Consider the following 21,656-nt stretch of genomic DNA (forward strand, 5'->3'; position numbering starts at 1 on the left):
GAAGTGGACGGGGAGGGTTGAACCCCACACGCCCGGCGGATAGGGAAGCCGGTTGCATGCCGCCCCCCCGCCGCCCCCTGTCCAAGAGGCTCCTCGTCGCGTGTCTTCTCCCCGTGCTGCTCGCCGGGGGGGCCGTGGCCGGGAAGGCCTGGCTCGAGGGGGACGAGGTTCGCGCCCGGGTGATGGCCCGGGCCAGGCCCGCCCTGGAGTCACGGTTGGGCCCGGTGCGCCTGGGTGAGGAGTTCCACGTGGGCTGGACGGGCACGGTGACGCTAGGGCCGCTGGAGGTGCCGGGCACCCGTCCCGAGGGCCCTCCGGTGGTGCGCATCGAGCACATCACCGTGCGCCCCCGGTGGCGGGCGCTGCTGGCGGGCCGGATCGAGGTGGGCCGGGTGGTGCTCTCGGAGGTGATGATCGAGGCGGGCCCGTCCGGGCGGGAGCTGCGGGCCCTGGTCCAGCGGATGCGCGCGCCACGTCCCGCCTCGGTCCCCGCGGCCTCCTCGGGGAGTGGGGGCGCGTGGCCGGAGGTGGTGGTGGAGGACCTGCACCTGGCCTTCGAGCGGCGCGGCCGGGTGGAATGGGGCCCACTCTCCGCCCGGGTACGGCGCGAGGACGTGGATGGCATCCCCGGGCTGGAGGCCAAGGCCGGACTGCCCGGCGGAGGACACGCGGAGCTGTCCCTCCGGAAGGCGGAGTCCGGCATCACCGGGACGCTCCAGGTCCGCGAGGTCCCGGCGGGGTCCGTGCTGTCGCTCGCGGAGCCGCCCTGGACCATGGAGGGAGGAATCCTGGAGGCGGAGGCGCGGGTGGACGGCCGGGAGGCCACCTTCTCGCTGGCGGTGAAGGGCCTCGCACTGAGAGATGCCCGGCTCGCGCCCGAGCCGGTGGGGCCGCTCGCCTTCTCGGCGGAGGGCCGTGCGCGCTGGGAGCTGGAGCGCCGGCACGCGAAGCTCGAGTCCCTCCGGGTGGCGGTGGGCGAGCGCCGCGAAGCGGGCGTCGAGGTGACGGGCGAGGCGGACTGGAAGCAGGCCCCGCGCTTCTCGCTGCGCGCCGAGCTGCGGCCGCTCACCTTCGAGCAGGCCCTGGCGGCGCTGCCTCCGTCCCTGGTGCCGGATCAGGAGCTGGCGAAGCTGGAGGGACACTTCCAGGGGACGCTCACGGTGGCCGGCCCCGTGGCCCGCCGGGAGGAGTGGGAGGTCAAGGCGAAGCTCGACGTGTCCAAGCGCAAGGCGTCGGATCCGCCAGGGCCGCTGGCGTGGTTGCGCGCGCCCTTCGACTACCGGCCGCTGACGGCGGAAGGACGCGGGCGGGAGCTGCACATCGGCCCGGGCAACCCCCGCTACGTGCCCTCCGCCGAGCTGCCCCGGGTGCTGGTGCGCGCGGTGCTGCGCAGCGAGGACGCCGCCTTCTGGGTGCACCGGGGCTTCGACTTCGACTCGTTGAGCACGCTGCTGCTCAAGCCCCCGGACGACAAGGTGCGGGGGGGTTCCACCCTCACCCAGCAGCTCGCCAAGAACCTCTTCCTGTCGCGGGAGAAGACATACGCGCGCAAGGTGAAGGAGGCCTACCTCACGCTGGGACTGGAGAGCAGCCTCTCCAAGGAACGGATGCTGGAGGTGTACTTCAACATCATCGAGTGGGGCCCGGGCATCTACGGCATCGGCGAGGCGGCGCGGCACTACTTCGGCAAGGACGCGCGCGAGCTGAGCATCCGCGAGTCCGCCTTCCTCGCCACCATCATCCCCAACCCGGTGCGCTACCACGTGTACTGCACTCGCGGAGAGCTGTCCGAGGTGTGGAAGAAGAACGTGGACAGGCTCCTGGGTGTCCTGCACGAGGGCGGGGACATCACCTTCACCGAGTACCAGGAGGCCCTCGACGCGCCCCTCCCCTTCGCCTGCGGAGACAGCGAGGCCCAGGCGACGGAGGAACAGACGTCCGTCGAGTGAGCCCAGGCCAGGGACTCGTCCCGGCTCACGGGGTGGGCAGAGGGGCGGGTCCGAGATGGGAAGGGTCCCGCACGAACTGCTCGGTGGGCGTGAGCCGCACGTTCGTCAGCCCATGTCGCTCGGCCAAGTCCCTGAAACGCTCGGAGACGACGAGGTCTCCCACGAGACCGCGAGGACGGAAGATGTCCTCTCCCCGCCAGGTTCCCGGTTCCAGGGTGAAACCATGGATGGTGTCGATGCCCGACATGCGGCATTCCGGGCACGAAGGTGGCTCGGAGATGCGCATGCGACTGAACACCAGGTCCACCGCGGCTGGGCCGAAGCAGGTCGAAACCACGAAGTAGCGCGGCACGGTGACAGGCTTGCGAGGTCCCTTTCTCATGCGGCGCACCCGGAGCACCTCGACGGGGTGAAAGCCCTCCAGCCCGATAAGCCCCTCGGTGCGAAAGGCCTCCGCGAATCGCTCGGAGATGAGGAGGTCATACGCAGAAGTCTCGATGAAATCCCCGAGCTCTTCCCCATGTAGCTCCAGATTGACCCGATACGGGGGGAGCCACTTCAACAAGCCGATGAAGCCACCGCACTGTGGGCAACGAGGCGCATCCGCGCGGTTGATGGGCTCGGCCTTGTCGACGTCGGCATCGTAACGAGACCCGAGAACGCCCTCTTCCAAGACGAAGAAGCGCGGGGCGGTAGGGAGTTCAGAAGCCATTGGGGAATCTCGCTTTCATCTCCGGGCGGCTGTAGATGTCGCGCAACTTGTCCATGAACTCCTTGGGAGTTGCATTGGGTTTGCTCTTGAGCCATCGGACGACCTCCTCGTCCACCTTGCGGTGCCACTCCTGGTAGCCGCAGTGCGACTGCTCATCCTTGGCCCGAGAGACGAAGCGCGAGTCCCGAGGTTTGTAGAGCCCCTTGAGCGTGGGGTGCTCCTCCAACGCCCTGGCAATGAGCCGGGAGATGAGATGGTGATTCTGCCCCTTGCATTGGGGCGGCTCGAAGGACCCCAACGACTGGGACAAGGACTCCGCCGCCGCCTCAAGCTGCTGCTTCTTCTCCTCCTCGCCCGCCTTCCAGGAAGCCTGCTCCAGCACCTCCTGCACCTCGTCCAGCACCTGCGCAGCCCTGCGCGCGTCGTCTCCCGCGAGGGACACGCAGGCACTCACCATGCCTTGCTTGCAACTGCACACCACCGACATCTCGCCGGGTGAGCAGGCCACCTGCGTCAGCACCACCAGCAACAAGCTCGAGAGCATGGGGATTGTCCTTGGCCGGTATTTCGGTAGGTGTCACAGGACCCGTCTCCGCTCACGGAGTAGGCAGGGGAGCGGGTCCGAGATGGGAAGGGTCCCGCACAAACTGCTCGGTGGGCGTGAGCCGCATGTTCGTCAGCCCATGTCGCTCGACGAAGTCCTTGAAACGCTCGGAGACGACGAGGTCTCCCACCAGACCACGCGGACGGAAGATGTCCTCTCCCCGCCAGGTTCCCGGTTCCAGGGTGAAACCATGGATGGTGTCGATGCCCGACATGCGGCATTCCGGGCACGAGGGGGGCTCGGAGATGCGCATGCGACTGAACACCAGGTCCACCGCGGCTGGGCCGAAGCAGGTCGAGACCACGAAGTAGCGAGGCACGGTGACAGGCTTGCGAGGTCCCTTTCTCATGCGGCGCACCCGGAGCACCTCGACGGGGTGAAAGCCCTCCAGCCCGATAAGCTCCTCGGTGCGAAAGGCCTCCGCGAATCGCTCGGAGATGAGGAGGTCATACGCTGAGTTCTTGATGAAATCCCCGAGTGCATCCCCATGCAGTTCCAGATTGACCCGATACGGGGGGAGCCACTTCAACAAGCCGATGAAGCCACCACACTGTGGGCAACGAGGCGCATCCGCGAGATTGACGGGCTCGACGGTGTCGACATCAGCGTCGTAATGGGAGCCGAGGACACCCTCTTCCAGGACGAAGAAACGCTGGGAGGTAGTGGCATCAGAAGCCATTGGGGAACCTCGCTTTCATCTCCGGGCGGCTGTAGATCTCGCGCAACTTGTCCATGAACTGCTTGGGCGTGGCTTGGGGGAACTGCTCAAGCCAGTTGACAACCTCCTCGTCCACCTTGCGGTGCCACTCCTGGTAGCCGCAGTGCGACTGCTCATCCTTGGCCCGAGAGACGAAGCGCGGGTCGCGAGGTTCGTACAACCCCTTGAGCGTGGGGTGCCTTGAAAGTCCCTTGGCGATGCGGCGGGAGATGAGGTGGTGATTCTGGCCCTTGCATTGGGGCGGTTCGGAGGACCCCAGCGCCTGGGACAAAGACTCCGCCGCCGCCTCGAACTGCTGCTTCTTCTCCTCCTCGCCCGCCTTCCAGGAAGCCTGCTCCAGCACCTCCTGCACCTCGTCCAGCACCTGCGCGGCCCTGCGCGCGTCGTCTCCCGCGAGGGACACGCAGGCACTCACCATGCCTTGCTTGCAACTGCACACCACCGACATCTCGCCGGGTGAGCAGGCCACCTGCGTCAGCACCACCAGCAACAAGCTCGAGAACATGGAGCTTGTTCTTAGCCGGTATCAGGCGCCTCGTGTCAGGAGCCTGTGCTCCTTCTCGATGCCGCTCAGACTCACCGCACCCTCAACCCTCCGCGCGCAGCGTGAGGAGCGTCACCTCGGCGGGAACCCCGAGCCGGAAGGGCAGCCAATGCCCCGTGCCACCCGACACATAGAGCTGACCATTCCCCTTGCGGTAGCGGCCGAGCATGTAATCGAAGGCGAACCAGAACACGGGCACGCCCCAGATGGCCACCTGGCCACCGTGGGTGTGTCCCGCGAGCGTGAGCCGCGCCCCCTTCTCCAGCGCCAGGGGAAAGAAGGAGGGATGGTGCGTGAGGCAGATGACCACCTCGTCCGCGGAAGCCCCCGCGAAGGCCACCTCCGCCGATTGTTCCATGCGGTCCGCCTGCACCCTCATGCTGCGCCCCCGCATGGGGTAGTCCACGCCCACCACGCGCACCTTCTGCCCGGCATGCTCGAACACCTGGGCCTCGTCCACCAACAGCCGCACCGGACTGCCCCGGCGCGCGCTGCGCGCATAGCCCTCGAGCACCTCCTCCAACCCCCGCCAGTGCTCGTGGTTGCCGAGGATGGCGAGCATCCCGTGTGGCGCCTCGCACGTCTCCAGCGCCGCCATCGTCTCGTCGAGCTGCGAGAGATCGTCGATCAAATCCCCCGTCATCACCTGGAGGTCCACGCGCGCCGCGTTCATCGCCGCCACCGCCGCGCGCACGTAGGTGGTGTCGATGAACGTCCCCACGTGCACGTCGGTGATCTGCCCGATGCGAAAGCCATCGAGCGCCCGGGGCAGGCCGCGCAGCCGCACCTCCACCTCGCGGATCACGAAGCCCGAGGAGCCTTCCACGAGCCCCACCGTGCTCGTCCCCACCGCCGCGAAGGGCAGCGCGCGCCCCACCCCCGAGAGCAGCCCGCGCCGCTCCAGATCGACTCCCGCCGGCAGCGGAGTCGCGACAGGCTCGGCGGCGCGCTTCTCCCGGGCGCGCTCCCGCCGCGAGAGCACCAGCGCCAGGGGCCAGCCGAGCAGCAACACGATGAGCGCGGAGATGAGCCACGCCGAGCCGAAGAGCCGCAGCGGCGCGTCCACCCACGGCACGCCGCCGTGCGCTCCGTGCCCGAGCAGCCACGGCAGCACGAGCGACACCCCCGAAAACACGGCCAGGCCGAGCAGCACGCTCCGGCGCCACCCCGTGCGGACCTCGGGCCACAGCCGGCGCAGGACGAGCCAGGCCCCCAGATTGATGAGAACGAAGAAGACGAGTCGGCTCATGTGCGCCCGTGCATAACAAAGCCGGCGCCCCCTTGCCGTCCGAAGATCCCTTCCCTCCCCCGCCCGGCGCTATGGTCGGCGCATGCCCCACAGCCTGCTGGTCGTCCACGTGCAGATCCGCGTCAAACCCGAAGCCATCGACGCCTTCCGCGAAGCCACCCTGGCCAACGCGAGCCAGAGCGTGAAGGAGCCCGGCGTCGCCCGCTTCGACGTCATCCAGGACTCCGAGGATCCCACGCGCTTCGTGCTCGTCGAGGTGTACCGGACCCCCGAGGCCCCCGCCGCCCACAAGGAGACGGCCCACTACCTGACCTGGCGCGACACCGTGGCCTCCATGATGGCCGAGCCGCGCACCTCCCGGAAGTTCACCAACCTCTTCCCCTCGGACGAGGGCTGGTGACATGGCGGTGACGGGTTTCGAGTTCGCCACCGCCACCCGCATCCTCTATGGGGCGGGCCGTCTGGCCGATGCCCCCGAGGCGATACGGGCCCTGGGCGGCCACCGGGTGCTGCTGGTCACCGGCCGCGACACCACGCGCGCCGCCCCCTTGCGCGAGGGCCTGGAGCGGCTCGGGCTGTCCTGGGTGCCCTTCACGGTGGAGGGAGAGCCCACGGTGGAGCGCGTCCGGGAAGGCACCGCGCTCGCCCTCCACGAGCGCTGTGACGCGGTGGCCGCCCTCGGCGGCGGCAGCGCCCTGGATGCGGGCAAGGCCATCGCCGCGCTGGCCACCCACGGGGGAGATCCGCTCGACTACCTGGAGGTGGTGGGCCGGGGACAGGCGCTGACCAGGCCCTCGCTGCCCCTCGTCGCCATTCCCACCACCGCTGGCACCGGCTCCGAGGTGACCCGCAACGCCGTGCTCGGCGTCAAGGACGCCCAGGTGAAGGCGAGCCTGCGCGGCCCCACCCTCCTGCCCCGCCTGGCCCTCGTGGACCCGGACCTCTTGAAGGGCGCGCCCCCGGGCGTGCTCTCCTCCAGCGGCCTGGACGCGCTCTCCCAGCTCATCGAGCCCCTGGTGTCCGCCCGCGCCAACCCGCTCACCGACGCGCTCGCCCGCGAGGGCATCCAGCGCTCGGCGCGCTCGCTGCGGCGCGCGGTGCTCGACACTCCGGACGCGTCCGCGCGCGAGGACCTGGCGCTCGCGAGCCTCCTGGGTGGCCTGTGTCTGGCCAACTCGGGGCTGGGCGCGGTGCACGGCTTCGCGGCCCCGGTGGGCGGCATGTACGACGCACCCCATGGCGCCGTCTGCGCGGCCCTGCTGCCCGCCACGATGGAGGTGAACCTGCGCGCGCTGCGAGCCCGGGCACCCGAGCACCCCTCGCTCGCGCGTTTCCAGGAGGTGGCGGCGCTGCTCACCGGACGCGTGGAGGCGCGGGCCGAGGAAGGCATCACCTGGGTGCGCGAGCTGTGTCAGGCGTTGCGCGTGCCCGGACTCGGGGCCTACGGCCTGACGGAAGCGGAGGTGCCCCGGCTGGTGGCGCGAGCCCGCGCGGCCAGCAGCATGAAGGCCAACCCCTTGACCCTCACCGACGAGGAACTCATGGAGATCGCCCTCCGCTCACGCTGAGCTCGCGTCAAGTCCCCCTCCGCGGAGAATCTTCCGCCCACGGTGCGATTCCCCTCGTCCCCAGGCCCTCGGAGCACTTGTTGCGTCATCAACAGACCGAGGGCGTCCGCGCTATAACCAGAGGCCCTATGGCGCGTCGTTCCTCCGTGCGTTTCTCGATGGTGTTGGTGGTGCTCGTCGCGAGTGCTTGCGCGTGGACGCCCCCCGAGGAGCCCGAGGCCCCCGAGCCCCCGCCCCCCTCCGCTCCGGCCGCCGCCGCCGGGCCCACCGCGTGCGTGACGGCTCCCATCGTGACGAACGGCTCGCGCCTGCGAAAGCGCATCGCCCTCACGTTCGACGCCTGCACCACGCGCAAGAACGAGTACGACGAGCGCGTCATCCGCACCCTGCTGGAGACCCAGACGCCGGCCACCCTCTTCATCGGAGGCGGCTGGGCACTGGCCAATCCGCGGCGCCTCCAGGAGCTCGCGCAGTACCCGGGCTTCGAGCTCGGCAACCACACCTTCTCCCACGCCAACATGCCCAAGGTGAGGGATGACCGGCAGGTGATCGAGGAGCTGCAGCGCGCCCAGCGCGTCGTGTACGACCTGACGGGCCAGATTCCCCGCTACTTCCGTCCGCCCTTTGGCGAGGTGGACGGGCGCGTGGCGTGGCTCGCCTCCCAGGCGGCGCTCACCACCATCAACTTCGATCTCCCCTCGGGTGACCCGGACGGGACCGTCACCCCCAAGCGCATGGTGGACTGGGTGCTCAAGCAGGCGAGCCCCGGAGGCATCGTGGTGATGCACATGAACCACAAGCGCTTCCCCACCGCCGAGGCGCTCCCGGCCATCATCAAGGGGCTGCGCAAGCGCGGCTTCGAGCTCGTCACCGTGGGCACGCTGCTGGATGACAACACCTGGCCCACGTGCCAGCCCACCACCGCCCCCACCCTCGAGCCCGCCCTGGTGGCCGGCGTCATCCCCTGACGCGCGGCTTCCAGAAGATGAGCTCGGAGACGCCCGGCATGGCGAAGTCCGGAAGCTGGCCCACCTGACGGTAGCCATGCCGCTGGTAGAAGCGCTGGGCCGCGGTGTTGAAGTCCGAGGTGAGCAGGAAGTAGCCCCCGGTGGGCGAGTCACACCCGGCCTCGTAGGCCTCGAGCAGCCGCGCGCCCAGGCCCGAGCCCTGCCTCGCCTCGCTCACCGCGAGCGTGCGCAGATAGGCGCCCGTGCCGAAGGTGCCCCGGGTGAGGAACCAGCAGACCCCCACGGGACCGCTGTCCCCGGTGGCCAGCAACAACCCCTCGCCGCGATCGAGCGCGCCGTGGAAGCGCGCCGTCAGGGCGCTCGCGTCCAGCTTGTACGCCTGGAAGAGCGGCAGCGGTGCCAGGGCGGTGGCCAGCGAGGAAAGGTCCTCCCGCGTCGCGGGGCGGATGACGGTGGACATCGAAGAAGGCCTCCTGGGGTGCGCGCGGCAGCCTATCCGGCGCCGAGCGCGCTCGCGAGCCGCGGCAGCACCTCGCCGGCGCGCGCCTCCACGCGCACCTCCATCCATTCATGTCCCCGGCACTCACCGATGTTGATGAGCCCCACGGGCATGCGGCGATCCACGGCGCGCTGCAGGAAGCGGTAGCCCGAGTAGATGGCCAGCGACGAGCCCACCACCAGGAACGCATCCCCCTCCTCGAGCAGCGCGAACGCCTCCTGCACGGTGGGCACGGGCACGTTGTCGCCGAAGAACACCACGTCCGGCTTGAGCGTCCCCTCGCACTCGAGACACGCGGCGACCTGGAAGGCGCGCACCGCGTCGTCGTGCAGCTCGGCGTCGCCGTCGGGCCGGGACTCGGCGCTCGCGGCGGTGAAGCCGGGGTTGAGCTCCAGCAGCCGCCGCTGCAACTGCTCGCGCGGCTCGAGCGCGCCACACAGGAGGCAGCGCACCCGGGCGAGCGCGCCGTGCAGCTCGATGACGCGTCGGCTGCCCGCGGCGTGGTGCAGCCGGTCCACGTTCTGGGTGATGAGCCCGAGCACGTGGCCAGTGTCCTCCAGGGCGGCGAGCGCCTGGTGCGCCGCGTTGGGCCGGGCCGCGGAGAAGCGGGGCCAGCCGATGAGGCTGCGCGCCCAGTAGCGCGCGCGCACCTCGGGCCGGGCGAGGAACTCGCGGTGCTGGATGGGGTTGCGGGCGCGCGCGCGCGTGCCGGGGCCACGGTAGTCGGGGATGCCCGACTCGGTGCTGCACCCGGCGCCCGTGAGCACCACGACACGGCGGCCGCGCAGCAGCGCCGTCAGGGCGTCCACGTCCCCGGGCCCGGTGGCCACGGACGGTGTTTCCAGGGAGGTCGTCATGCGGCACTCCTCATAACCGCCCCGCGCCCCGGGCGCCCGACTCCCCCGGGGAGTGGCCCGCCACGAGGAAGCCCTCGTGCGTCCGGCCGCTCCAGGTGTGGCATAGTCGACAACCCATGCCCGGCCTACCCGCCATCCGCGGCTTCGTCTGCAAGACCATCCTGGACGCGGCCCGGAGTCTGCCCGAGGACCAACAGCGCCGGATCTTCATGGACATCCCCCCCGCGACGCTCGCCCTGCTCGAGTCCACGCCGCGGCTGGGCTGGATCCCCATGCCCGAGAGCATGTGGCTGACGGATGCCCTCCATCTCACCCTGGGCACTCCCGGCTTCCGCCAGTTCTTCTCCCTCCTCGCCGAGCACCTGGTGTCCGCCCCCCTGATGCAGTCGCTCTTCGATGGCGCGGTGCGTCTGCTCGGCCTGACGCCCCAGGCGATGCTCAAGTGGTCCACCTACGCCTGGGAGCAGGCGTTCCGCGACTGCGGACGGCTCACCTACCGCCCCATCCGCGACACGCCCTCCCACGGCCGGGTGGAAATGATTCTCGAGGACTTCCCTCCCCTGCTGCACCGCGGCGGCACCTTCGCCGAGGCGCTCGCGGCCACCTTCGAGATGTTCCTGCGCCGGGTCTCCAAGAAGGGCCGCGTCGAGCTGCGCCCGATGCAACCCCACACGAACCGCCTCGTGTGTGACGTGTCCTGGGACTGACACTCCGCCAATTCCTGGCGCACGGCGTCACGCCTGGCCGCGTCCGCACGCAATGCGTTACATCCGCGTTGAATCATCAAAAGTTATTAGAACCTGGGATTTTGTGTTATGCGGGCGCAATCGACGAGTCCGTCGATCCCCGCCTTACCCCCAAACCCAGTTACAGCAGGAGCCTCTCATGTTTTCTCGTTTCGACGGGCAGAGGGTTTCCCTTGCCTGCGCGCTCACCGCCTCCCTCGTGGTGGGTGGCGACGCGCTCGCGAGCACCATCAATCAGAACACCTCGTGGACCATCAACCGCGGAGCCTCCACGACGTACCGCGTCGTGGCCTATGGTGACTCCATCTTCGCGGGCTACAAGGGCTCGCTGAGCAGCGTGGCCAAGCGCTCCGGTCCCCAGGTGCAGGGGGAGTATCTGGCGCGCGAGTTCAACTCGAACATGGAAGTCTTCCGGCGCACCAAGTCGGGCGCCAAGGCCGACGACATCTACAACAACAAGATCGTCTCCGAGCGCTCGTACATGCAGGCGAGCAACACCCGCGTGGTGATGTTCGAGATGTGCGGCAACGACTATCTCCAGGCGCGCTCTGCCTTCGAGGATCAGAGCGGGACGTGCAGCTACAGCGGCCTGGACACGGCCCTGGCCAACTGTACCACGTACACGGAGAAGGCCATGCAGGCCATCAACCAGTACGCCACCACGGCCAAGGCGAAGATCGTGATGAACATCTACTACCCGGGGTTCAACACGGACAACAAGCTCACCAGCTGCTCGGACTCGGCGACGGGCAAGCCCATCAACCAGCGGCAGAAGTTCCTGCCCTACCTGGCCAAGAGCAACTGGCGCACGTGCAGCCTGGCGGAGAAGTATGGCTTCAAGTGCGCGGACGCCTTCGCCGAGTACATGGGCGCCGACTACGACTCCAACGGCGACGGGCAGATCGACCGCGAGGCGCTGCGCTACAAGTCGGGCGAGACCGAGGCCGCCTACGTCACCCGCATCACCAGCACGCTCGTGGCCACCCTGCGTGACTCCAACACGCACTTCGTCAACGCGAGCACCAGCTACGACTACATGCAGTCGGACGACACGCACCCCACGTTCTACGGCAGCTCCGTCTCCGTGGGCACCTTCGGCGGCACGGCCACGGGCTCCAGCGCCCCGGACTTCGCCGACTCGGCGGTGACCAACGGCCAGAACACGGAGTGGAACAAGTCCGGCCACGAGCGCATGGGCTGGATCTTCTCCACCCTGGATCCCACCACGCCGTAAGCCCTCAGTCCGCCCAACATCCCGGAGGGGAAGGCGGCTAGGGTGCGGCGCATGAATCGGACGATCGATCTGCGATCCCGGTGGACACTCGTCACCGGGGCCTCTTCGGGGCTGGGATTGGAAATGGCCCGCGCCATCGCCAGGGACCACGGGGGCAACGTGGTCCTGGTGGCGCGGCGCAAGGAGCGCCTGGAAGCCCTGTGCGAGGAGCTGCGCACGCGACACGGCGTCCAGGCCGCCTTCATCGTGGCGGACCTGTCGCGCCCCGAGGACGTGGAGCGGGTCTTCGCCGAGGCCACCCGGGAGCGCGTGCTCCACGGCGCCATCCTCAACGCGGGCGTCACCTACTGGGGCGAGGCGATGAAGCTGGACTGGGACGCGTTCCAGGCCCTGCTCAACACCAACGTCACCAGCATGGTGCGCCTGTCGAGCCTGCTGCTGCCCCACCTCATTGAACAAGCAGGAGGGCAGGCGCGCGGCGGCGCGGCCGGGCTGATGCTCATCTCCAGCGTGGCGGCGTTCATCCCCGTGCCGTACCAGGCGGCCTACAGCGGCACCAAGGCCTTCATCCTGAGCTATGGGCAGGCGCTGGCGCAGGAGCTGCGGCACTCGGGCGTGTCCGTCACCGTCTTCGCCCCGGGCGGCATCTCCACCGAGCTGCTGGAGAACTCCGGGCTGTCGCGGCGCTTCAAGGCGGGAGACCTGGGGGTGATGACGGCCGCGCAGTGCGCCACCCATGCCGTGCGCGCCTTCGTCCAGCGCAAGGAGCTGTCCGTCCCCGGACTGCTCAACCAGACGCTGGCACTGGCCGCGAGGCTGCTGCCGCGCGGCCTGCTCGCCCAACGCACCGCCGCCATGTACCGGCCCGGGCACTGAGCCGCCCGGGGCCGGGCACGCGGCGCGGCCGGGCTACTTGTCGCACTCCACGTCGTTGAAGGTGTTGAGCGGCACGCCCGCGATGACGACCAGCTCCTCGTTGCCACACGGGGACGTGCTCAGCTTCGCGTCCTTGGTGGCGATGTGCCAGGTGTCCACGCCCCCGGTATCCCCGTCGATGTCACCCGCCGCGAACGCGTCGATGTTGCAGCCCGGGCAGCTTCCCGAGATGCCCGGCGACTTGGGATCCTCCCCGTTTCCCGCGTTCCAGGAGAACGAGATGGGCACGAAGGCGGGCTGGGCCACCGCCACCTTGAACTTCGCCTCGTCCACGGAGATGCAGTTGGCGTTCTTGGGCAGGGTGACTCCCGAGGCCTGGCGCTGCTCGCACGTCTGCGTCTGCGCGAAGTAGTAGGCGTAGCGGTTGCCGCGCTCCGGCGAGAAGCCGATCGTCGTCGAGAACTCCGAGTAGGCGCCCTTCTCCTGCTGGTAGGCGCGCTGGCCGACGAACCAGGTCCTCAGATTCGACTTGGCTTCCGCCTGCTTGGAGCGGGCCTGGAACTTGATGAAGTTCGGAATGGCGACCGCGGCGAGGATTCCGATGATGGCCACGACGATCATCAGCTCGATGAGCGTGAAGCCACGATTCGACGGAGAGGCGGACTGGCGCATGAATGAATCTCGAGGACAGCGGGAACGACGAGCCCAGGCGGGGTGGGGGCCCGTGTACCTGTAAAGGTATCACCAGGGTGTGGCTTCCTGGAAACCAGGCCCCTGTCCTGCTCCGTGGTTGGAGGTCCTACTACACCCCCCCTGCTCCGCGGTCAGTGCAGGGGTTGGAGGCGCTCGGCGAGCCTTCCGGTGGCCAGCAACTCCCGCAGCTCGTCGCCCATGCGCTCGCCTTCGCTCAGCACCTGGCGCCAGGTGCGAATCCGCTCCGCGTCGGACAGGCGGTAGAAGTCATCCAGGTCGGGAATCTTCCCGAAGGGCAGGCGCGCGACGAACTCCGGCGACGGGGAGAGCAGCAGGGCCCGGCGGAAGTTGGCGGGCCCGGCGCGGCGCCACAGGAGCGCGCTGTCGAAGTAGCCGGGCACGAGGTAGGGGTAGAAGTGGGGGTAGAGCACCAGCCCCTCGCCCACGCCGAAGTCCAGGTCCGGGTGGTAGTCGAGAATCCCACCGTCCCGATGGACTCCGGGTCCGGCGCCATCGATGCGCACCCCGCTCATGGCCAGGGGAATGGAGCCCGAGGCCAGCAGCGCGGACCGCAGGTTCTCGCGCGTCAGGGGCAGGTGCACGGAGGGCAGATCCTTGAGGCCCCGGAAGGGGCTGGTGTCTCCGGCGGTGTGGAAGATGACGCGATCGATTTGAAGCCCCAGGGTGCGGCGGCTCAGCAGATTGCCCAGGGCGCTCAGGGTGAGCCCCAACGTCTGCAGGTGACGTTGCTCGCTGGCGGACAGGCCCCGGCACCGGTTGGTCAGCACGTGCAGCCGCGCCCAGGGGTGGCCGAGGATCTGCGCCTCGCCATCGGTGCCCACGATGGCGTCCACGACGCCCCGGCTGGTGGTGCTCACCAGCTCGGCGGAGGGATTGGGCGGATAGCGCTGGGAGATGTACGCCTCGGCGAAGCGCCCCAGGGCCGCGACGGGATCGTTCTGGGCGAGGCAGCTCAGGCGCCAGCTGCCGATGGACGAGCCGATGAGGTGGAGCGGACGGGTGCGCGCGCGGAAGAACTCGCCGAAGAGCATGCGATCCAAGCCGGCCAGCACCAGCCACCGCGGTCCGCCCGAGGCGCCCGGCACCACGTCGACGTCCTCCGCGCGCAGTCCTCGTTCACGAATCAGGCGCACGGCGTCCGGACCGGCGCGCAGGGTGAGGCTCGAACTCATGGACCCACCAAGAAAAACTGGGGAGGGGTTGGAGATGAAAGCATGGTCGTCAGAGGAGGAAGGGGGCGAGGAATCCCATGAAGTGCCGCATGGCGTCGAGCGGGAGCGGTGTGCGAAGCTGCGCGCCCGTTTTCGCCCGAGCGAAAGGAACCCCTTTGAGTCAGCCGCGCCCCTTGGAGTTTTTCCGTAGCACGGAGAAGGAGCCCCATCTGGAGCGGGCTCGCACCATCCTGCGTGCCCACCCCGAGCTCAAGGACCTGTGCGGCCCGACCCCCATCACCGCCGCCTTCGTGCTGCTGGTGGTGGCGGGACAGGTGGGGCTCGCCTGGGCCCTGCGCGACTCGCCCTGGTGGGCGCTGCTCGCCGCCGCGTGGTTCGTCGGCGCCTTCCTGGACCATGGCCTGTGGGTGCTCATCCACGAGTGCACCCACAACCTCGTCTTCAAGACCCCCCGCGCCAACGCCCTCCTGCAGATCTTCGCCAACCTGCCCATCCTCTTCCCGGCGGCCATCTCCTTCCGCAAGTACCACCTCATCCATCACCGCTTCCAAGGGGACCTGGAGCTGGACGCGGACCTGGCCTCGCCCTTCGAGGCGAAGGTGATTGGCAACACGTTCTTCGGCAAGGCGTTCTGGATGCTCAACTTCTGGGCCTTCCAGGCGCTGCGCGTGCAGCGGCTCAAGCGCGTGCCGTTCTTCGACGGGTGGTACATCGCCAACCTCGGCGTGCAGTTGGCCTTCATCGGGGGCAGCTACGCGCTCATGGGGCCGCGCGCGCTCGTCTACATGTTCCTCTCCTCCATCTTCGCCATCGGCCTGCATCCGCTGGGCGCGCGGTGGATCCAGGAGCACTACCTCGTCAAGCCGCCGCAGGAGACGTACTCGTACTACGGCCCGCTCAACTGGGTGGCGTTCAACGTGGGCTACCACAACGAGCACCACGACGTGATGCGCGTGCCCTGGACGCGCCTGCCCCAGGTGAAGAAGATCGCCCCCGAGTACTACGACACGCTGCACTCCCACCGCTCGTGGACGGCGCTGTGGCTCAAGTTCCTCTTCGATCCGTCCCTGTCGCTCTACAGCCGCATGACGCGCTCGGGCGACTCGGGCCAGGGCACGCTCAAGCTCCCCGACGAGCCCGCCAAGGCCGCGTGAGCCGTCCCCCGAGCGCCCCCCTCCGGAGCCCCGCTCAGGGCTCCGTGGCCAGAGGGGACTCGGCGTAGCGCGCGAGCAGATCCTGCGGCGAGCCGAAGACGGCCATCGCCCCGGCGCCCCGCAGGTCCTCCTCCGAGAAGCCCCCGCACACCAGCCCCAGGCAGCGCAGGCCCAGGCGCACGGCGCCCTCGATGTCATGGGGCAGCGCGGCCACCGTGAGCGCCTCGTCGGTGCCGTCGAGCCCCAACAGGCGGATGGCCTCCGCGGGAATCTCCTCGTTCAACCGGTGGCCCTCCACCTCCGCATCCGTGGTGCGCGCGTCGATGAGGTCCGCCACCCCGAGCAGTTCGATGTAGTGCTCCAGCTCGTCGGGCTCCGCGCTGGAGGCCAGGGCGATGCGCCAGCCCTCGTCCCGCAGGCGCTGGAGCAGCTCGGTGACGCCCAGGAAGGGCCGCACGCGCGCGAGGTACTCCTCGTGGAAGAGCGCCCGGTGGTAGCTCGTCAGCTCATCCGCGTGGCGCAGGTAGTCCTCCTCCGAGAGCAGGGCGGACAGGAACCGGTCTCCCTCTCGGCCCAGCTGCGCGAGCACCCGCGGCAGCCGCACCTGGACGCCATAGCGCGCCAGCGACTCCTGCCAGGCCCGCGCGCGCAGCACATTGGAGTCCACCAGCGTCCCATCCACCTCGAAGATGATTGCCTTGGGCACGAGCCTCCTCCGCCCCACCAACCTGCACACGCCTCCCTGCCCTCGCCAGACACCCCGGCCGCGTGTCCCGCCTCCCTCCTCGGGAGCGCCCCCCCACGCCAGATGGAAGGCCCATGTCCGCTCCCTCCGGCACCAGGCGGGCGAACGACAGGGCCCTCCCGAGGGTTCACGAGCGCAGCGGCAACTCCACCACGAAGGTCGCGCCCTGGCCGAGCGCGCTGTGCACGTGCACCCGGCCCCCCTCGGCCTCCACGATGGCCCGGGTGATGTAGAGACCCAGGCCCAGGCCCCCATAGTTGCGCTCGGACACCGCGCGGGCATAACGCTCGAAGATGCGGCGGGACTGATCCGGCGCGATGCCGATGCCCTTGTCCCGCACCGACAGGCGCGCGAAGCCGTTGTCCACCGTCACGCGGATGACCACGGGCGCGCCCGCCCCATACTTCAGCGCGTTGTCCAGCAGGTTGGTCACCACCTGCTCCAACCGGGAACGATCCCACCGGCCGACGACCGGGGAGTTGGCCTCGACGACCAGGGGGGCCCGGAACTTGCCGGCGCGCGGCGTGAGCCGGGCGACCACCTGGCGCACCACGGAGAGCAGATCCACCTCCTCGCGCCGCAACTCGAAGCAGCCCGAGGCGATGAGCGAGACATCCAGCAGACCATTCATCAACGTGGTGAGCTTGCGCAACTGCTGCCGCCCCGACTCGACGGTGGAGCGCACCAGCGGCGCCAGGGACGAGTCGGGGTGGGCCTCGGCGGAGCGCTCGAGCGACTGCAACTTGAGGCTCAAGGGCGTCAGGGGCGTCTTGAGCTCGTGACTGGCGATGGAGAGGAACTCGTCGCGCAGGCGGATGGCTTCCCGGGCCTCACGGTAGAGCCGGGCGTTGTCCACCGAGAGCGCCGCGCGATGGGCGAGCTCCTGGGCGAAGCGCAGATCCTCCTCGTCATAGCGTCGGCCCGAGGTGGACGAGGAAAGGGTGAGCGCCCCGAGGATGCGCCCATGGGCGAGCAGGGGGACGGTGAGCAGCGAGCGCATGCCCACGCGGCGCATGATCGAGAGGTGCCGCGCGTCCTGCGCCGCCTGCCGCATCAGCTCATCCGTCACGTCCCGAAGCAGCGAGGCACGGCCCTCCACGAGCGCCACGGTGGGAGGATAGGTGGACCTGGCGTGGGGCAGCGGAGTGAGTCCGCGCACCTCCTGCGCCAGGGCCTCCAGGGAGGGGTCCGCCGCCACCACCTGGGCACGGAAGAACTGTCCGTTCGGGCCCAGCACGTCCAGGATGCACCAGTCGGCGAGCGCGGGCACCGGGATCCGGGCGAGCGCGGCGAGCGTGGCGTCGTAGTCCAACGAGGCGGAGAGCACCTCACCCGCCCGGGCGAGGAAGGACGCGCGCTCCTGCGCCTGGCGATAGGCATGGATGTTCGTACTGGTGCCCACCCACTCGCGCACCCCGCCATTCGCGTCGAGCAGGGGGACGGCCCGCCCCAGCATCCAGATGTACTGGCCGTCCGAGCGGCGCAGCCGGAAGGACACGGAGAAGGCGGCGCGATCGGCCTGACCCCGCGCCAGGGCCTGCTCGACGTGGGACCGATCCTCCGAGTGGACGAAGTTCAGCCACCTCCTGCCCCGCAGGGCCTCGGGGGGCTGTCCGGTGAAGTCCATCCAGCCTGGCAGACCCCCCACCGACTTCTCGATCCCCGCGCTCGTCCAGAAGATCTGGGAGGACACGTCCGCCAGGGCGAGCAGGCGCTCGTGCTCCTCCTCCAGGGGCACGACTTCCCGAGCGCGAGACTCGCTGGCCTTGGAGGCGGAGGTGGAGCTGGCCGGAACCTCCTCCGAGTGACTGGAACGAGATGACGTCATGGACCGGGAAGCATCAGGCGAGGAAGCGTCCTGTCCGGGCTCGGCTGAGAGCGAAAGCATAGCAAGCAGGGCCTACCTCGCGCGAACCGCGCGGCATCCGTCCTCCCTCTTTCTTCTCAACGCTCAAACGCCCCCCTTCATCCTCGTACCCGAGGACAATCCTCCCACGCGGCCGAACCCGGGGTCACGACCGAGCGGGCACAGGGAGGGTGAGTCCCCCGCCCCGTCCCCACCAATCACTCGCACGTCCCGCCATGGACAGACACCTCCCCTGGTGCCGGGGCGGAGGACTGGTGGGGCCAGCGGGGCGCCAGGCCTCGCGCTCCGTCTTCCGACGCCGCGCCCCCGGGAGGAACGAGGGGGCCGGGGATTGACGTGGCCCCCGTCTCCTTCGCAGCATGGGCCTCCGCCCATGTCCGTCCCCCCCGTCTATCGCCGCTGGGTGACCTGCCCCGAGCCGCGTCCCCAGGCGAGCCTGCGTCTGTTCTGCTTCCACTTCGCGGGAGGAGACGCCTCGATCTACCGGCTATGGACCACCCAATTGCCCGCCGCCATCGAGGTGTGCCCCATCGAGCTGCCGGGCCGGGCCACGCGCCGCACCGAGCCCCCCATCACCGACTTCCCCACGCTCATCGAGACGTTGGCGCGCCGCGTCCTGCCCTTCCTCAAGGAGCGGCCCTTCGCCTTCTTCGGCCACAGCTTCGGAGGCGTCATCGCCTTCGAGCTGACGCGGACGCTGCGCCGGCTGGGCGCCCCCATGCCCGTGCGCCTCTTCCTGTCCGCCTGCCCGGCGCTGCATCTGCGGCCCCGGGCCGCGCCCCCCATCAGCCACCTGCCGGACACGGAGTTCCTGGAGCAGATCGCGCTGCGCTTCGGCACGCCCCGGGAGGTCCTCACCAGCGACGACGTGCGCGAGACGGTGCTGCCCGCGCTGCGCGCGGATCTCTTCCTCGCCGAGAGCTACCGGTACGTGCCGGAGCCGCCCCTGGACGTGCCCCTGTCGTCCTTTGGCGCCACCGAGGACGCGACGGTCCGCCCCCAGGAAGTGCATGAGTGGGGAGAGCAGACCACCGCGGACTTCCGCCCGAGGATGTTTCCGGGCAACCACTTCTACCTCACCGCCGAGCGCCCCCGGCTCTACCAGGCCCTGCTGGAGGACCTGCAATTTCCGTGACGACGCCGGTGTTTCCGGTCATCTACCGCCCGCCCCCCCGCCGCGGAGGAGACCCCTCTCGTGGGCGGGCCGCGAGGAAGGCGCACGTGCTCATCCGCTACTCCGATTGGAAGAAGCCCACCGACGCGGCCTACGCCTTCCGGCTGCGGCCGGTGGCGGACGGCGCGCGCGAGCCAGGTGGCGTGCGCGTGGCGGTGCCCGGCCTCGGCCACCGCTCGGACATCCGCGAGGTCATCCGCGAGGTGCTCCAGGAAGGCGAGGCGGAGCGGTTCGAGCAGCGGGTGCACCGGTGGACGGGTCCGGAGGACGTGGTCGGGCCCACGGGAGAGCAGCCCTACCTCCGCCAGCAGCTCCTCTTCGAGGAGGCGGAGTGGCGTGACGCGCTCGGCGCGGCGGAGCTGGACGAGGTGCTCCGGGGCACCGTCCGGGTGATGAGGGACGCGAAGGGACGCACGGACTACGTGCTGCGCGACCACCACATGCTCGACGTGGCGCTGTACCACTACCGCACCACGGGCGGGCTGCCGCGCTCGCTCTTCCACGCGGACCGCCACTCGGATTGGTGCAAGGACAGCTACCTGGAGTCGCGCACACCCCAGCAGGCGGCCACCTGGTGGCGGCTGTTCGAGGGCCTCAAGCGTCCCGGGGACGCCACGCCCGTGCTCACCGAGGAGGACATCTTCTTCACCACGGCCAAGGCCGAGCCCACCGCCCGGATGAGCGGCCGGGACGTGGGCTTCTCCACCCTGGTGCCCTGGTTCGTGGACACCACGGCGCTGCACTGGCGACAGGTGCTCGAGCGACCCGGCGTGACGGAGGCGGACTGGCTGTCGTTGGATCTCGACTGCTTCCAGCCCTCGCCCCAACTGCGCGCGTGCGGAGGATTGCTGCGCGACCCCCGCTTCCACGCGATGATGGAGAAGGCGCGCGTGCGGGTGTTCGTGCTCTCGCCCCAGTTCACCAATGGCGGGGACAAGATCGATCCGTGGATCATCCAGGGCAGCCGCTCCTCCTCGCTCCGGCTGCTGAACCTGTTGAGGCGGCGTCCTTCATGAAGCTCACAGAGCTGCGCATCCACCAGTACCGGGACGTGGCGCCGGGCGCCCACCTCGTCTTCGGCCCCTCGCTCAACCTGGTGCTCGGCGAGAACGGCACCGGCCGCACGACGCTGCTGGATCTCCTCTCGCGCGTGCTCGCCTCGGACTTCTCCGGGCTCATCCGCGAGGAGTTCTCCCTGGAGTACGCCTTCACCTTTCCCGGGATGACGCTCCAGGTGCGCGTGCGCAACACGCGCCCCGACTTCTCGCGGCCCGAGGACGCCGGACCCGAGCCCCTGGCGCTCGTGCCACGGGGCGAGCCCGTGAACGAGCCCACGCTCCAGCCCTTCATGGAGGTGACGCTCGAGCTCGACGCGCCCGCCGCGCGGCTGGTGCTGCGCGCGGACGCGCAGGGACTGGCCTGGGAGGTGAACGGACAGCCCGCCTACTCCCAGACGATGCACTGGTCGCTGTTGGATCGCACCGTCTGGGTGGTGCTCTTCCTGGGAGCCCAGCGGCTGGAGCCCGAATTCAAGGAGCGGCTCAAGGAGCTGTTGCGCCGCACCTTCCTGCTCGCCCCGGCGCGCTTCGACGAGGGGCTGGGCACGTACGAGCGGATTGCCCAGGCGCAGTACGGCATGGAGATGAGGGGCGAGGAGGTGTTCCCGCTCGGACTGATGTCGCTGCCCACGTGGCTGCCCGGGGTGCTGCGCGAGCGCGCGGAGCAGGCGCTGGCCACGGGCTTCATCGACATCCGCCACGACGAACTCGAGCGCGGCTTCCTCGGCCGCTTCGTCACCCTGGCGGGGCTGGGCGCGGGGCGCTTCCGCGTGGAGTTGATGGACAAGCGCAGCTACGAGGGCGGGGGACGTCTGGAGTTCGGCCACTTCGGCTTCGGCTTCACCCGGCGAGACGGCGCGGTGCTGTCGCGCGAGCACCTGGGCTACGGCCAGAAGCGGCTCCTGTCGCTCCTGTACTACCTGGACGTCAACGAGGACTTCCTCATCGCCGACGAGCTGGTCCATGCGCTGCATCCGCGCTGGGTGGAGGCCGTCGTGCGCGAGCTGGGCGGCCGGCAGTGCTTCGTGACCAGCCAGAACCCGCTGCTCTTCGAGTACGTCACCTTCGCGTCCGCGGACGAGGCGCGCGCCTCGCTCATCCACTGCGGCCTGGAGGTGCACGAGGAGCGCGAGCGCAAGGTCTGGTCCAACCCCACCGTGGACACCGCCGAGCGGCTCTTCGGCGATTACCGGCGGGGCGGCTCGTCGCTGGCGACCCTCTTGCGCATCCACGGATTGTGGTGAGGCC

Annotated in this window: 22 protein-coding genes; 11 read left to right on the forward strand and 11 right to left on the reverse strand. The window is 69.6% G+C overall.

Annotation, left to right across the window (positions count from 1 at the left end; all coding sequences use genetic code 11):
* The first annotated feature begins 56 nt into the window (after nt 1–56).
* Nucleotides 57–1,949: a biosynthetic peptidoglycan transglycosylase gene (locus CYFUS_RS37915; RefSeq protein ID WP_157758886.1), complete on the forward strand. Its 1,893-nt coding sequence runs from the start codon at nt 57–59 to the stop codon at nt 1,947–1,949.
* Nucleotides 1,950–1,974: 25 nt separating this feature from the next.
* Here the strand turns inward: CYFUS_RS37915 and CYFUS_RS53330 are convergent, their stop codons facing one another.
* The 5 genes from CYFUS_RS53330 to CYFUS_RS37940 form a co-directional block, all read right to left on the reverse strand.
* Nucleotides 1,975–2,661 carry a hypothetical protein gene (locus tag CYFUS_RS53330; protein WP_232537039.1) on the reverse strand — a complete coding sequence of 229 codons (687 nt, stop codon included), beginning with the start codon at nt 2,659–2,661 and terminating at the stop codon, nt 1,975–1,977.
* Nucleotides 2,651–3,205 carry a Wall-associated protein precursor gene (locus tag CYFUS_RS37925; RefSeq protein WP_095989637.1) on the reverse strand — a complete coding sequence of 185 codons (555 nt, stop codon included), beginning with the start codon at nt 3,203–3,205 and terminating at the stop codon, nt 2,651–2,653. Before CYFUS_RS37925 ends, CYFUS_RS53330 begins: the two co-directional genes overlap by 11 nt.
* Nucleotides 3,206–3,257: 52 nt before the next feature.
* The gene (locus tag CYFUS_RS53335; protein WP_232537040.1) at nt 3,258–3,944 is read right to left on the reverse strand and encodes an imm11 family protein; all 687 of its coding nucleotides are present in this window, start codon (nt 3,942–3,944) and stop codon (nt 3,258–3,260) included.
* On the reverse strand, nt 3,934–4,488 hold the full coding sequence (locus CYFUS_RS37935; protein WP_095989638.1) for a Wall-associated protein precursor: 555 nt from the start codon (nt 4,486–4,488) through the stop codon (nt 3,934–3,936). Before CYFUS_RS37935 ends, CYFUS_RS53335 begins: the two co-directional genes overlap by 11 nt.
* An 82-nt stretch (nt 4,489–4,570) precedes the next feature.
* On the reverse strand, nt 4,571–5,776 hold the full coding sequence (locus CYFUS_RS37940; protein ID WP_095989639.1) for a metallophosphoesterase: 1,206 nt from the start codon (nt 5,774–5,776) through the stop codon (nt 4,571–4,573).
* Nucleotides 5,777–5,858: 82 nt separating this feature from the next.
* Here CYFUS_RS37940 and CYFUS_RS37945 point away from each other — a divergent pair, with 82 nt between their 5' ends.
* From CYFUS_RS37945 to CYFUS_RS37955, 3 genes are all read left to right on the forward strand, one after another.
* On the forward strand, nt 5,859–6,176 hold the full coding sequence (locus CYFUS_RS37945) for an antibiotic biosynthesis monooxygenase (RefSeq protein WP_095989640.1): 318 nt from the start codon (nt 5,859–5,861) through the stop codon (nt 6,174–6,176).
* A gap of 1 nt (nt 6,177) precedes the next feature.
* A complete protein-coding gene (locus CYFUS_RS37950) occupies nt 6,178–7,344 on the forward strand; it encodes an iron-containing alcohol dehydrogenase (protein ID WP_095989641.1) in 1,167 nt (388 codons plus the stop codon).
* A gap of 128 nt (nt 7,345–7,472) precedes the next feature.
* Complete coding sequence (locus CYFUS_RS37955) at nt 7,473–8,312, forward strand: polysaccharide deacetylase family protein (protein ID WP_095989642.1); 840 nt, start codon at nt 7,473–7,475, stop codon at nt 8,310–8,312.
* Here the strand turns inward: CYFUS_RS37955 and CYFUS_RS37960 are convergent.
* Nucleotides 8,302–8,772, reverse strand: a complete 471-nt coding sequence (locus tag CYFUS_RS37960) for a GNAT family N-acetyltransferase (protein WP_157758887.1) — start codon at nt 8,770–8,772, stop codon at nt 8,302–8,304. The two genes, CYFUS_RS37955 and CYFUS_RS37960, sit on opposite strands and share 11 nt — an antisense overlap.
* A gap of 32 nt (nt 8,773–8,804) precedes the next feature.
* Nucleotides 8,805–9,668 carry an NAD-dependent protein deacetylase gene (locus CYFUS_RS37965; protein ID WP_095989644.1) on the reverse strand — a complete coding sequence of 288 codons (864 nt, stop codon included), beginning with the start codon at nt 9,666–9,668 and terminating at the stop codon, nt 8,805–8,807.
* Between the two features lie 116 nt (nt 9,669–9,784).
* On the opposite strand from CYFUS_RS37965, the gene CYFUS_RS37970 reads away from it, so the two are divergent.
* The 3 genes from CYFUS_RS37970 (at nt 9,785) to CYFUS_RS37980 (ending at nt 12,524) form a co-directional block, all read left to right on the forward strand.
* The gene (locus CYFUS_RS37970; protein WP_095989645.1) at nt 9,785–10,375 is read left to right on the forward strand and encodes a hypothetical protein; all 591 of its coding nucleotides are present in this window, start codon (nt 9,785–9,787) and stop codon (nt 10,373–10,375) included.
* A 178-nt stretch (nt 10,376–10,553) separates the two neighbouring features.
* Nucleotides 10,554–11,648, forward strand: coding sequence for an SGNH/GDSL hydrolase family protein (locus CYFUS_RS37975; RefSeq protein WP_095989646.1), 1,095 nt, complete (start codon nt 10,554–10,556; stop codon nt 11,646–11,648).
* Between the two features lie 51 nt (nt 11,649–11,699).
* Complete coding sequence (locus CYFUS_RS37980; protein ID WP_095989647.1) at nt 11,700–12,524, forward strand: SDR family NAD(P)-dependent oxidoreductase; 825 nt, start codon at nt 11,700–11,702, stop codon at nt 12,522–12,524.
* Nucleotides 12,525–12,557: 33 nt separating this feature from the next.
* On the opposite strand, the gene CYFUS_RS37985 is transcribed toward CYFUS_RS37980, so the two are convergent.
* The gene (locus CYFUS_RS37985; RefSeq protein ID WP_095989648.1) at nt 12,558–13,196 is read right to left on the reverse strand and encodes a type IV pilin protein; all 639 of its coding nucleotides are present in this window, start codon (nt 13,194–13,196) and stop codon (nt 12,558–12,560) included.
* A gap of 152 nt (nt 13,197–13,348) precedes the next feature.
* Nucleotides 13,349–14,410, reverse strand: coding sequence for a patatin-like phospholipase family protein (locus tag CYFUS_RS37990; RefSeq protein ID WP_095989649.1), 1,062 nt, complete (start codon nt 14,408–14,410; stop codon nt 13,349–13,351).
* A gap of 173 nt (nt 14,411–14,583) precedes the next feature.
* On the opposite strand from CYFUS_RS37990, the gene CYFUS_RS37995 reads away from it, so the two are divergent.
* Entirely contained in the window at nt 14,584–15,564 is a 981-nt protein-coding gene (locus tag CYFUS_RS37995; protein ID WP_232537041.1) for a fatty acid desaturase, read from the forward strand.
* Nucleotides 15,565–15,598: 34 nt separating this feature from the next.
* On the opposite strand, the gene CYFUS_RS38000 is transcribed toward CYFUS_RS37995, so the two are convergent.
* Together CYFUS_RS38000 and CYFUS_RS38005 are read right to left on the reverse strand one after the other, a co-directional pair.
* Nucleotides 15,599–16,270 (reverse strand): HAD family hydrolase, encoded by a 672-nt coding sequence (locus CYFUS_RS38000; protein ID WP_157758888.1) that lies wholly within the window; start codon nt 16,268–16,270, stop codon nt 15,599–15,601.
* Between the two features lie 166 nt (nt 16,271–16,436).
* Nucleotides 16,437–18,137 (reverse strand): sensor histidine kinase, encoded by a 1,701-nt coding sequence (locus tag CYFUS_RS38005; protein WP_232537042.1) that lies wholly within the window; start codon nt 18,135–18,137, stop codon nt 16,437–16,439.
* Between the two features lie 412 nt (nt 18,138–18,549).
* Between CYFUS_RS38005 and CYFUS_RS51265 the strand changes: the two genes are divergently transcribed.
* Genes CYFUS_RS51265 through CYFUS_RS38020 form a run of 3 tightly spaced genes read left to right on the forward strand, consistent with a single transcriptional unit; the run spans nt 18,550 to nt 21,652 of the window.
* Nucleotides 18,550–19,311, forward strand: coding sequence for a thioesterase II family protein (locus tag CYFUS_RS51265; protein WP_157758889.1), 762 nt, complete (start codon nt 18,550–18,552; stop codon nt 19,309–19,311).
* Nucleotides 19,308–20,366, forward strand: coding sequence for a hypothetical protein (locus tag CYFUS_RS53340; protein WP_232537043.1), 1,059 nt, complete (start codon nt 19,308–19,310; stop codon nt 20,364–20,366). Before CYFUS_RS51265 ends, CYFUS_RS53340 begins: the two co-directional genes overlap by 4 nt.
* Nucleotides 20,363–21,652 (forward strand): AAA family ATPase, encoded by a 1,290-nt coding sequence (locus CYFUS_RS38020; RefSeq protein ID WP_095989653.1) that lies wholly within the window; start codon nt 20,363–20,365, stop codon nt 21,650–21,652. Before CYFUS_RS53340 ends, CYFUS_RS38020 begins: the two co-directional genes overlap by 4 nt.
* Nucleotides 21,653–21,656 lie beyond the last annotated feature (4 nt).

The sequence above is a fragment of the Cystobacter fuscus genome (assembly GCF_002305875.1).
Classification (GTDB): Bacteria; Myxococcota; Myxococcia; order Myxococcales; family Myxococcaceae; genus Cystobacter; species Cystobacter fuscus_A.